We start from the raw sequence: 11,903 nt of genomic DNA, 5'->3' as shown, positions 1-11,903 counted from the left end.
ATGTATGCATCTTGGCTTTAGCCATTTTAGTGATTGGAATAGAGTAAGATTTTTGAATGCAACATAGCACTGTCATTTTCAAATCAGATGAAGATCTATGATGGCTGTTGCTCTCCACTAAAGTGGGTGGGTAGTTTGTTATTTCTAGCCCACTATTTTTGTACTAACTTGACATATTCTCGTTAACAGCTTTTGATGTTGTTATACAGTAAATAAGGGGGAAACAGAATGTATCAGGAACATCATCATATTTTAAGTATAATTGATTTCAATAACACCCAATATCATTCAACTTTTGTTAAAATCACTGGATACGATGCTGTTTTAGGAAATGAATTTGAAGGGGAAGTCAAATTTGTTAGTGGTATGCCATTTGGCGATTTAATTCATCCTCAAAGGTCTTTCTTATCTTCTGAATGCAGACAATTTGTTCGAACGATGTTGGTAAATAAGTATAACGAAGGCGCATTTAGTTGATTTTCATCTGAAAATGATCCCTGGTCCCTGTTAAGGATAGTAATAAATTATTATATTTGCTAGGTTGTCCACAATCAGGCGCGCATCTTCATTAACGAAGATGCGCGCCTGATTGTACAGCTATAGGGAGTTTAGTGACATAAGAACACACTATTTTCTATCCAATCTTCATATACTAGTAAACACGTTGAACTTCATAAAAGTTGGCGATGGCATTTGCAGCCGAATTGCATGGGAACCTAATAGTGTGCTCATGGATGATATAACTTGAATAACTATAAAGAGCCTGACAATGCATATGACCTATAATAAGGCTCATATTTTTGTTTTCCTAGCAAATATATCATTACTAATAATAGAATATTTAGAATTTATAGATTGTATTCTTGTTTTAAAATGGTAAAATAAGAGAAGAAATTAATTATGTAAGCGTTATCATATTTAGAGGGTTAGTGGTCAGTACATAAAATTTTTAGAGTTGTTTAATAGTTTACTTCCTCTTAATGGATATAATCACTGTAATTTTATTTGATTGATAATTAGGGAATATATCAGGGTGACAAGTGATAGGCCTATGCTCGGGCACCGGATTAATTAATCATTCTCCTTTAGAAATTTGCAACAGCTTTAAAGCTCAGGATCTTCTTCGGCCTAACTTCATAGTGATTGAATAAATACTTATGCCGTTATTCCAAATACCTTTTCTATAAAAAAACTTTAAGAAAGATTTACGGGCTTTACACATACAATTGAACTAAATGGATTAAATCCAAGATCAGCGGTGCTTGTGATGGATAAAATAGAGTATTGCTAACATGGCCATTCTTCTTCTGCATGATATGAATTGTCTCTTTTTTTTCATGACAAGCGCATTTAGGCGCTTTTTTAGAGATGGAGGGATCGTGATATGGATCGAACCTTTTTAATCAAGCCGGTTTTAGACGCTGACTATCCGTTAATTGATTATGGAAAAGGTGTGTATTTATATGATGCAGAAGGAAAGGAGTATTTAGACGCATCATCTGGTGCAATCACTGCGAATATTGGCCATGGTGTTCAAGAAATCATCGACGCAATGCAGGAGCAGGCAAAAAAGGTTTCATTTGTTTACCGCTCGCAATTTACGAGTGAGCCAGCAGAAAAGCTTGCTCGTAAAATTGCCAACCTTTCACTGCCTAATTTAAATTGGTGTTTCTTTGTAAATAGCGGTTCAGAGGCAACAGAAACGGCAATGAAAATCGCCATTCAATATTGGCAGGAAAAAGGAGTTTTTACAAAGACAAAAGTATTATCACGCTGGATGAGCTACCACGGAATTACGATGGGAGCTTTATCGATGTCAGGGCATACAGGCAGGCGTGCACGCTTTATTCCGCTGCTTGAGGATTTTCCTGTTATTCAGCCCCCTTATTGTTATCGGTGTCCTTATAACAAAGAGGCCCCGGAGTGCGGCTATTTATGCGCTCATGAATTAGAGACCATAATTAAAAGAATCGGAGCTGATCATATTGCCGCCTTCATTGCTGAGCCAGTGATTGGTGCAGCCGGTGCAGCCATTACTCCGCCGAAGGATTACTACAAGGTTATTAAAGAAATTTGTGAAAGACATAATATCCTTTTCATTGCTGATGAAGTCATGACAGGCTTTGGCAGGACTGGTACGATGCTTGCTTGTGAACAATGGGATATTGAACCGGATATTGTAACACTTGGAAAGGGAATGGGGGCGGGATATACCCCAATCGCTGCCACCTTAGTTGGCGATCATGTGATGGAGCCTGTCTTAAAGGGATCAAAAACGATAATGGGCGGCCATACATTAAGCGCCAACCCCCAGGCTTGTGCAGTGTCACTTGCAGTCATAGAATATTTGGAAAAAAACAAAATTATTCCTGAAGTAGAGAAAAAAGGCGCTTTTTTAATGAATGAATTATTGGAGCTACAAAAGCAGTATCCTTTTATAGGAGATGTTCGAGGCAGGGGACTAATGATAGGCTTAGAGTTTGTGCAGAATCCAGCTGACAAGATACCATTCCCTAGAGATTATCAAGTAACTGAACGTCTTATCAGCTTGGCACAAATGAATGGCTTGCTTCTTTATCCAGCTGGTGCGGGTTCAGATGGGGTGAGCGGTGATGCGGTGATGATAGCTCCGCCTTTAACGATATCAAATAAAGAGATGGAAGAATTAATTAAACGGCTTAAAGAAACGCTGCAACAGTTTTTTGAACAGTATATAAATATTTCCAAAGGAGAGGAAAGCCAAAATGAATAATCCTTTCCAAAAAATCACAACTGCAGATGAATTAATCAGGCATTTTCATGATGGGATGACATTGATGTACGGTGGATTCGGAGGCGTTGGGTCGCCTCCTACCATAATCGAAGCCATTCTTCAATCAGGGATTAAAGATTTAACGCTGATAGGGAATGATACAGGGTTTCCTCATATCGGAATCGGGCAGATTGTCAGCCAGGGCAGGGTGCGAAGAATCACGACCTCTCATATCGGCTCCAATCCTATCGCAGGTCAACTAATGACCGATGGGAAGATGGATGTGGAATTTTGCCCTCAAGGTATACTGGCTGAAAGAATCAGAGCAGGAGGAATGGGGATTCCAGCCATTCTTTCCGATATTGGGATGGATAATGAGATCGTAACAGCAGGCAAACAAACATGCACAATAGGGAAGCAGGAATACTTAGTGGAACCCGCACTAACTGCGGAAATATCGATAATATACGCTAAAAAAGCTGATTCATATGGAAATTTAATTTATGACAAAAGTGCCCGCAATACCAATCCGCTCTGTGCGATGGCTGGAGATATTACGATTGCTGAAGTCGAGGAAATTGTACCATTAGGCAGTTTGCATCCTGATGAAATCATCACGCCTGGAGTATTTGTTGATTATATAATTCCTTCAGAAGGAGTGAACTGGAAATGGGCTTGGGAGTAGATATAAGGAATAAGATTGCTAGAAGAGCAGCGATGGAAATCAGGCAAGGGATGGTCGTCAATTTAGGAATTGGGATTCCTTCGCTCGTTCCTAATCATTTGCCTGAAGGTATGTTGGTCATGTTCCACGCTGAAAATGGCATTACTGGAATGGGTCCAAGCCCAGAAGCTGGGGCTGAAGACGCAAATTTATGCAACGCAGGGGGCTTTCCGGTTTCCCTTCTCCCTGGCGGATCTTATTGTGATAGCACGATTTCTTTTGGAATGATCCGACGAGGCAGGGTCGATATGACAATTTTAGGATCGCTGCAAGTCAGTGAAAAAGGAGATCTTGCAAATTGGATTGTCCCGGGAAAAAAAGTACCGGGAATGGGGGGAGCAATGGAGCTAGCCCAAAAAGCTAAAAAAGTCATTGTAGTAATGAACCAGACAGATAAACACGGGAAATCAAAGATCGTCGAGTCATGCACTCTGCCATTAACATCATCCGGTTGCGTAGATATGATTATAACGGATATGGCAGTTTTTACTCTTGGGAAAGAAGGCCTTGAATTAACGGAAGTATTTGCTCCGCACACCATCGAAGAGGTTATATTAAACACTGGTTGTACCTTCAATACTAATAAAGAGCTGAAAGTCATTTAAACATCGAAATCTCCACTTCAAAATAAGGAGTGATTCTATATGGAATATGAGAAAAAAATAGAAGATTGGTTATGGGGGAATAGAGGAAAAGGTACGAGATTTCTCCAAAGACTCGTTCAAGAAAATAGTACGCGTGGTTTGGAGAGCGGCGCGCAAGCGGTCATCATTGAAAAATGCCGCAAGCTTGGGTTAACTTTAGATATCTGGGAAATTGGTGGAGAGGAGCTCACCAAGCACCCTGCCTATTGTTCAGACCGAACAGATTTCACTGGAAATCCAAATGTCGTTGCTGTTTTAAAAGGAAGCGGCGGTGGGAAGTCACTAATATTAAATGGTCATATTGATGTCGTGCCTGAAGGCGATGAAAATGATTGGGAGCATGATCCCTATAGCGGATATATTGAAGATGGAAAGCTTTATGGCCGAGGATCAACAGATATGAAAGGCGGATCTGTGTCCCTTTTGCTCGCGATGGAGGCAATTATTTCTTCAAGAATTAAACTGAAGGGCGATGTGATTTTCCAAAGCGTTATAGAAGAGGAAAGTGGAGGGGCTGGAACCTTGGCCGCCGTATTACGAGGCTACCAGGCAGATGGAGCGATTATTCCTGAACCTACTAATATGAAGGTTTTCCCTAAACAACAAGGTTCGATGTGGTTTAGAATAACGGTTAAAGGCCGATCGGCACATGGTGGGACCAGGTATGAAGGTGTGAATGCGATTGAAAAGGCAATGCAGTTAATTAAGCATTTACAAGAGTTAGAGAATAAGAGGAATGAAAGAATAGATGACCCCCTTTATGATCGCATCCCGATTCCCATCCCTTTGAATATTGGTAAAATGAATAGCGGTCAGTGGCCATCCTCTGTACCAGATATTGCAACAATTGAAGGCAGAATAGGCGTTGCTCCTAATGAACAGATGAAAGATGTTGAGAAAGAGCTGGAGAACTGTGTCGCTGAGGCCTCTGCCCAGGATGAATGGCTGCAGAAGAATCCGCCTGCAATTGAATGGTTTGGGGGGCGCTGGCTGCCTGGAAATTTAGAGGTTGAACATCCATTAATGGCATCTATCTCTCATGCTTTTGAAAAAGTAAAAAATGAAAAGCCGATCATTGAAGCTTCGCCATGGGGAACCGATGGCGGGATTCTTTCTAATATTGGCAATACTCCGGTTGTAGTAATCGGACCAGGAGTAACAGCGTCCGCGCATGATGTAAATGAATATATCCATATTGATGAGGTGTTTACTGCAGCCGAGATTATTGCACATACAATAGTAGATTGGTGCGGGATGAGCGATGAATAATATTTGAGCGAATGTTTTAGCGATAGCCTTTTCTTATTTAAGCGCAGCTTATTAAATAATCTATATACACCAGTTTGATTAGATGAAATTTGCCATCGATTTCCTATACAATAGCAGTAGGTCATAATTTAATAGATGAAGATTTACCAATAGTGGGTATATAAATAATCTAAGGGAGGAAATCGATTATGCAGCAACTACTATGGATTAACGGTAAACGTGAGGAATCACAGGCATATAAAAGTTTGAAAAGTCCTTATAATGAAGAAATTATTGCAGATGTGGCACAAAGCTCAGCTGAGGATGTCACCAATGCAATTGATGCAGCTGCAGAAGCGGCGAAGGAAATGAGAGCAATGCCTGCGCATAAGCGGGCTGATATTTTAGAAAAGGTAGTAGCTTTGTTAAAGCAAGACCGTATAGAATGTGCAAAAATCATCTCACGCGAGGCGGCGAAGCCAATCAAGGCAGCTATTACGGAAGTGGATCGAACAATCATGACCTATCAATTTGCCGCGCAGGAAGCGAGAAGAATATATGGTGAAACCATTCCAATGGACGGAGCGCCTGGAGGGGAAGGGAGAGTTGCCTACACAGTGAGAGAACCTTTAGGGGTGATCGGGGCCATTACACCATTTAATTTTCCAATGAATCTTGTTGCCCATAAAGTTGGCCCTGCCATTGCTGCAGGAAATGCAGTTGTGTTGAAACCTGCTAGTCAAACACCGTTGTCGTCATATAAAATTGCTGAATACTTTCATGAAGCAGGACTGCCGAGCGGTGCTTTAAATGTGGTGACAGGCAGCGGAAGTGAGGTAGGAGATGTGCTTATTAATGATGAACGTATCTCGATGATTACCTTTACCGGAAGTCCAGAGGTAGGCAAATCGATTAGAGAAAATGCAGGATTAAAGAAAGTCACGCTTGAGCTGGGCTCAAATTCAGCAGTTGTCATTGATGAGCATACAAATATCGAAAAAATTGTTCCCCGGATTGCAGCAGGAGCATTTGCCTTTCAAGGCCAAGTTTGTATATCTGTACAGCGAATTTTTGTTCACGAATCAGTATTTAAACCATTTGTTGAAAGATTTGTTGAGGAAGCAAAGAAACTTAAAATTGGTGATCCGCTTGACGAGCAGACAGATATTTCTGCGCTTATTTCTAAAGGGGATGTTGAAAGGGCCCAAAGCTGGATAGATGAAGCAATCGAAAGTGGAGCTGAGCTTGCTTTAGGAGGGAAGTCAACAGACGGTGTACTTCATCCAACTATCCTTTTAAATGTTGGGTTGACGGAGAGAATTTCATGCGAAGAAGCCTTTGCCCCTGTTGTTCATATCAATGCATTCAACGATTTCAATACGGCGCTTGAATGGGTTAACGATTCAAAATATGGCCTGCAAGCGGGCGTTTTCACAAATGATCTTCAAAAAGGCTTCAAAGCAGCTAAAGATCTTCATGTTGGCGGGGTAATGATCAATGACTTCCCAACCTTTAGAGTCGATCATATGCCATATGGCGGTGTAAAGCAGAGCGGCACTGGAAGAGAAGGAATCAAGTATGCGATCGAAGAGATGACAGAGATGAAACTTGTCAGCTTCCATATAAATTAGGCTTAAGATTGCCCGGTGCCGACACCGGGCAATCTTAATATTTGGGGGAGATAATAGTGAATGAGACAGCAGAAATGAACGTCATCCAAGAGAGAAATTATTCGATGCAAATGTATATTGACAATTATAATAAGCGTCTGCGCATTGACGATATGACAGGCAATATTGGATTAGTGATGGAGATGGCAGAAAAGCATGCAAAGAAAAATGGAGCTGAGAAACTGATAATAAAGGCAAGGAAGGAGGATTATCACCATCTTTTAGAGAAAGGTTTTCTTTGTGAAGCTAAAATAGACCGATATTTTTTAGGTTCTGATCTCTATTTTTTCTGTAAATATTATCAGGGTGAAAGGAGGAACAGTAACCATTGGCTGAAGGAAGATGACCTAATGGAAAGCGTGCTAAAACTGGATCGGAATAACGAAGTTGACCATATTCCCCCTGAATATAGATTAGAAAAAATTCAGGAAACAGATGTTGAAAAACTGGCAGCACTATATAAAAAAGTATTTCAAGTTTATCCTACACCGCTGCATGATCCGAATTATATTAAGCAAACCATGGAAGAAGGAACAATCTATTATGGATTCATGTATGAAGGCGAATGTGTAAGTGCGGCATCAGCAGAAGTAAATAGCTTTTATAAAAATGCGGAATTAACCGATTGCGCTACTCTTATAGAGCATCGGAAGCATGGACTAATGAAGGTTTTACTGCAGAGGCTAGAGGATGAATTAAAAGACCATGGTATTTATTGTGCCTATTCGATTGCAAGAGCTTTATCATTTGGAATGAATAGAGTACTTCATCAGTTAGGCTACGATTACAGAGGGAGGTTGTTGAATAACTGCTATATTTTTGACAAGCTTGAAGATATGAATGTTTGGGTTAAAAATTTAGTTAATTCATAATATTTTTATTTTTGCCGAAAAACGGGCAGTGAAATGACGAACTTTCAGCACTTGAACAACAATCATGATTAGAGGGGGAATGAGGGTGGCTGAAGAACGTGGGATTTCTAAAGAAATTCTTGCAGCCATACTGAATGGCATCGATGAAGGTATCCATGTTGTAGACCTTGAAGGCAACACCATTTATTATAATGATATTGCTGCTAAGCATGATGGATTAAATGTGAATGAAGTGTTAGGGAAACCTTTATTATCCGTTTTTCCATCATTAAACGACGGAACGAGTACTTTACTTAAGGTAATGGAAACAAATAAGCCTATTTTCAATGAAACGCAAAGCTATGTAAATCTGCATGGCGATCAGATTGAAACAATCAATACGACGCTCCCCATTCAAGTCGATGGGAGGATTGCTGGCGCGGTTGAAATCGCCAAGGATTATTCCCGATTGAAGCTTTTAAGTGAGAGCTTGATGGATCTGAGAAATATGGTAAGTAAGCCAAGAACCAAGAAAAAACAAGTGAGCAACAATAGTATTCAGTATACATTGGATAGTTTGCTAACTGCGAATAACAAAATGAAAGGAATTAAAGAAGAAGCTAAGAAGCTCGCAAAATCAGACTCTCCGATTTTAGTTTTTGGTGAGAGTGGATCAGGCAAGGAACTGTTTGTTCAAGGAATTCACCATGCTTCATTACGACCTGATGCACCGTTTATTGCGCAAAATTGTGCAGCTATTCCTGAATCGCTACTTGAAAGTGTATTATTTGGGACGGCAAAAGGCAGTTATACCGGCGCGCTTGATCGTCCTGGATTGTTTGAACTAGCAGATGGAGGTACATTATTCCTTGATGAAATTCATGCGATGCCTATTGAACTACAAGCGAAGCTTTTGCGGGTAATTGAGGATGGGCAAGTAAGAAGAATCGGCAGTACAACAAGCACATATGTTAATTTTCGCGTAATTGCCGCAATGAATATTCATCCGCGACAAGCAATGGAAAAGCAAAAAATCCGGACAGACTTATTTTATCGCTTAAATGTATTAACTTTCGAGCTGATTCCTTTAAGGGAGCGAACAGAGGATATTTTCTTCCTGACAGATCATTTTATTCAGACTTATAATCAACGGTTTCATAAAAATATAAGCGGTGTGAACAATCAGGTAAAGCATTTATTCGCACAATACAAATGGCCGGGAAATGTAAGAGAATTAAAACACACCATTGAATATATGATGAATGTCTGTGAAGGAGATACTTTATGCGAGGCTGACCTTCCTATTATGCTAAAGCAGCAGACAAGAAATCGGACCTCTGATGCAGTGGAGGAAAGTATGTCTTTACGAGAAAGAATTGCTGGAATAGAGAAGGATCTAATCGAAACAGCCTTGTTAAAAACGGAAGGGAATATCCTTAAAGCCGCTAAGCTATTAGAAATACCTAGACAAACGTTACAATATAAACTCCAAAAGCTAGAAACTGCGAATGCCGAATAATCGGCATTTTTTTATTTTCTACTTGCTCCTTTACTCATTGAATTCAGAAATAATCATCTTTTTATAAATCCTTGTTTTTCCATTGCCATCAACATCTCCACATGTACCCAGATGCCTTTAGTTCGCATAGCTTATAGTGATAAATAAGATAAGTGGCACAGGAATTGCAAGTAATAGATACGATGACTACTTTGAAAGGGGAATACACATGAAACCATTTTTGTATAAGCCAGATCGTCATTGGAAAGATATTGAGCTGTGGAAGGATGTACCTGAAGAAAAATGGAATGATTGGCTTTGGCAATTAACCAATACCATTCGTACCTTGGATGATTTAAAAAAGGTAATTAATCTTACACCTGAGGAAGAAGAAGGTGTTAGAATCTCAACGAAAACGATTCCTTTAAATATAACGCCTTATTATGCTTCATTAATGAACCCGGATGACCCACGTTGTCCTATTCGAATGCAATCAGTGCCTATCTCAGAAGAAATCAATAAAACAAAATATGATTTGGAGGACCCGCTTCACGAGGATGAAGATTCACCAGTCGCTGGGCTAACTCATCGCTATCCTGATCGCGTCTTATTTTTAGTTACAAACCAGTGCTCAATGTATTGCCGCTATTGTACGAGAAGAAGATTCTCAGGACAAATTGGCATGGGTGTACCCAAGAAGCAGCTTGATGCTGCAATTGAATATATCCGTAATACTCCGGAAGTTCGTGACGTCCTATTATCAGGTGGAGACGGACTATTAATTAACGACAATATTGTTGAATACATTCTGAAGAATCTTCGTGAAATTGATCATGTGGAAATCATTAGAATTGGCACGAGAGCACCTGTCGTCTTTCCACAGAGAATTACAGAAAATTTATGCAATATTTTGAAAAAATATCATCCAGTTTGGTTAAACACTCACTTTAATACTTCAATTGAAATTACAGAAGAATCAAAACTGGCTTGTGAAATGCTGGCAAATGCAGGTGTCCCTGTTGGTAATCAGTCTGTCATCCTTGCAGGAATTAATGATAGCGTACCAATCATGAAAAAGTTAATGCATGATCTCGTTAAAATTCGCGTGCGCCCTTATTATATTTATCAATGTGACCTTTCAGAGGGGATCGGTCATTTCCGTGCACCAGTTTCCAAGGGCCTTGAGATTATTGAAGGTCTGAGAGGACATACTTCAGGCTATGCTGTTCCAACATTTGTGGTAGATGCACCAGGCGGAGGAGGGAAAATATCTCTTCAGCCAAATTACTTAATCTCACAAAGTGCGGAAAAAGTGGTCTTGCGCAACTTTGAAGGGGTCATTACAACGTATCCAGAGCCAGAAAGCTATGTACCAGGGCGAGCAGAGGGATATTTCCAGCAAATATATGGTGACTTAGATGGCATGAAATCAAAGGCAGGCATAGCAGGCTTAATGAATGATGAGGCATTTAATCTTGTTCCGAACGGGCTAGAGCGGTTAAACCGTCGAGATAATTATGATCATGACCCCGCACATGCTAGCTTAAAGGATAAACGGGAAAAACGCGATGAATTAAAGGAGAAGAAATTCAAAGCTGAGCAACGAAAGCAAACTGATTCAGAAACAGCTGCTACGAACGAATAAGTTCGATTATGGGGGCAAAAGCTCCTAATAGGTCAGCAAAAGAATGCGAATAAGGAGGGATGGATGTGGCACAGACTTGCGCTTGGTGTGAAAGCGAAAAGGTTACCAGTAGCAAGAATAGTGTTTTCTGGGAATTGCCAGATGGTTCAAGAGCGATAGAAATTCGCCAAACACCTTCAATTACCTGCCATTCATGCGAAATGGAGTATCAAACAGAAAATACGGTCAAAGTCATAGAAGATCAGCTATTTTTAATAAATACAAATGCTGTTGGCAATGAAATTAGCTACGAAGATCTAATGGCCCAGCCAAGACTATTAAAAAGAAACTATTTCGACTTTTCGAGCTACCCAGGACAAGAATAGATGATTAATTCTTGATTTATTCTATCGCTTCCTTCATGATGAAAAGTATCATTTCATCAAAAAGGAAGTCGGTAATATGTCAAAATCGTTTTATCATTTTTTAATGAAGTATCGGCATCCTGAACCACCTGATGCCATCAGTATCTTTGCTAATAATGCTTATGAAGATCACAGTTTTCCAAAAATCTCACAGGATTACCATGAACTTAGTTCTTATTTGGAATTAAATGCACTGTATCTCGAAAGCATGACAGTGTTTGATGAAGCTTGGGAATTATATATAGTGGCAGAATGTTAATAACGATTAGAATAAAGATAATTCAGAGGGGATCTTTGAGTTATCTTTTTTTTTGGTGAAAGGTGAACTGGGTGCTCCAACTAATGGCCAAGTTGGTTAGGAAAGTGCTGCTCGGGTAACTAGACCGCTCAACTAGTGCCCGGAAGAGAGGAAACCGGAGGAAAGGGGTAACTAGATCGCTCAACTAGTGCCCGGAAGAGAGGAAACC

General features: G+C 40.0%; 11 protein-coding genes. All 11 read left to right on the top strand.

The annotated features are described in order from the left end of the window. Positions 1 to 228 precede the first annotated feature (228 nt). The 11 genes from J2S17_RS18770 to J2S17_RS18720 all read left to right on the top strand — a co-directional run bounded on the left by J2S17_RS18770 (position 229) and on the right by J2S17_RS18720 (position 11,695). Complete coding sequence (locus J2S17_RS18770) at positions 229 to 477, top strand: hypothetical protein (RefSeq protein ID WP_307477306.1); 249 nt, start codon at positions 229 to 231, stop codon at positions 475 to 477. Positions 478 to 1,384: 907 nt separating this feature from the next. After that, positions 1,385 to 2,752, top strand: coding sequence for an aspartate aminotransferase family protein (locus J2S17_RS18765; RefSeq protein WP_307477305.1), 1,368 nt, complete (start codon positions 1,385 to 1,387; stop codon positions 2,750 to 2,752). After that, positions 2,745 to 3,437 (top strand): CoA transferase subunit A, encoded by a 693-nt coding sequence (locus tag J2S17_RS18760; protein ID WP_307477304.1) that lies wholly within the window; start codon positions 2,745 to 2,747, stop codon positions 3,435 to 3,437. The genes J2S17_RS18765 and J2S17_RS18760 overlap by 8 nt, the downstream gene beginning before the upstream one ends. Then, positions 3,422 to 4,081 carry a 3-oxoacid CoA-transferase subunit B gene (locus J2S17_RS18755; protein WP_307477303.1) on the top strand — a complete coding sequence of 220 codons (660 nt, stop codon included), beginning with the start codon at positions 3,422 to 3,424 and terminating at the stop codon, positions 4,079 to 4,081. The genes J2S17_RS18760 and J2S17_RS18755 overlap by 16 nt, the downstream gene beginning before the upstream one ends. A 39-nt stretch (positions 4,082 to 4,120) precedes the next feature. After that, entirely contained in the window at positions 4,121 to 5,389 is a 1,269-nt protein-coding gene (locus tag J2S17_RS18750) for a peptidase (protein ID WP_307477302.1), read from the top strand. Positions 5,390 to 5,577: 188 nt separating this feature from the next. Continuing rightward, positions 5,578 to 6,999 (top strand): aldehyde dehydrogenase family protein, encoded by a 1,422-nt coding sequence (locus J2S17_RS18745; protein WP_307477301.1) that lies wholly within the window; start codon positions 5,578 to 5,580, stop codon positions 6,997 to 6,999. Between the two features lie 56 nt (positions 7,000 to 7,055). Next, complete coding sequence (gene ablB, locus J2S17_RS18740; protein ID WP_307477300.1) at positions 7,056 to 7,910, top strand: putative beta-lysine N-acetyltransferase; 855 nt, start codon at positions 7,056 to 7,058, stop codon at positions 7,908 to 7,910. 85 nt (positions 7,911 to 7,995) lie between these two features. Beyond that, positions 7,996 to 9,408, top strand: coding sequence for a sigma-54 interaction domain-containing protein (locus tag J2S17_RS18735; RefSeq protein WP_370875069.1), 1,413 nt, complete (start codon positions 7,996 to 7,998; stop codon positions 9,406 to 9,408). Positions 9,409 to 9,616: 208 nt separating this feature from the next. Beyond that, positions 9,617 to 11,032, top strand: coding sequence for a lysine 2,3-aminomutase (kamA, locus tag J2S17_RS18730; protein ID WP_307477298.1), 1,416 nt, complete (start codon positions 9,617 to 9,619; stop codon positions 11,030 to 11,032). A 65-nt stretch (positions 11,033 to 11,097) separates the two neighbouring features. After that, positions 11,098 to 11,397: a YokU family protein gene (locus tag J2S17_RS18725; RefSeq protein ID WP_370875068.1), complete on the top strand. Its 300-nt coding sequence runs from the start codon at positions 11,098 to 11,100 to the stop codon at positions 11,395 to 11,397. Between the two features lie 76 nt (positions 11,398 to 11,473). Further along, positions 11,474 to 11,695: a YozE family protein gene (locus J2S17_RS18720; protein WP_307477296.1), complete on the top strand. Its 222-nt coding sequence runs from the start codon at positions 11,474 to 11,476 to the stop codon at positions 11,693 to 11,695. Positions 11,696 to 11,903: the final 208 nt, after the last annotated feature.

The organism is Cytobacillus purgationiresistens, assembly GCF_030813235.1.
Lineage (GTDB): Bacteria > Bacillota > Bacilli > Bacillales > Cytobacillaceae > Cytobacillus > Cytobacillus purgationiresistens.
The sequence above is the reverse complement of the archived record's forward strand: the minus strand, read 5'-3'. Positions and strand labels throughout refer to the sequence as shown.

Excerpts from the sequence above, each read along its gene's own strand:
- J2S17_RS18770 (WP_307477306.1), top strand. The coding sequence starts at position 229 with ATGTATCAGGAACATCATCATATTTTAAGTATAATTGATTTCAATAAC.
- J2S17_RS18765 (WP_307477305.1), top strand. The coding sequence starts at position 1,385 with ATGGATCGAACCTTTTTAATCAAGCCGGTTTTAGACGCTGACTATCCG.
- J2S17_RS18760 (WP_307477304.1), top strand. The coding sequence starts at position 2,745 with ATGAATAATCCTTTCCAAAAAATCACAACTGCAGATGAATTAATCAGG.
- J2S17_RS18755 (WP_307477303.1), top strand. The coding sequence starts at position 3,422 with ATGGGCTTGGGAGTAGATATAAGGAATAAGATTGCTAGAAGAGCAGCG.
- J2S17_RS18750 (WP_307477302.1), top strand. The coding sequence starts at position 4,121 with ATGGAATATGAGAAAAAAATAGAAGATTGGTTATGGGGGAATAGAGGA.
- J2S17_RS18745 (WP_307477301.1), top strand. The coding sequence starts at position 5,578 with ATGCAGCAACTACTATGGATTAACGGTAAACGTGAGGAATCACAGGCA.
- kamA (WP_307477298.1), top strand. The coding sequence starts at position 9,617 with ATGAAACCATTTTTGTATAAGCCAGATCGTCATTGGAAAGATATTGAG.
- J2S17_RS18720 (WP_307477296.1), top strand. The coding sequence starts at position 11,474 with ATGTCAAAATCGTTTTATCATTTTTTAATGAAGTATCGGCATCCTGAA.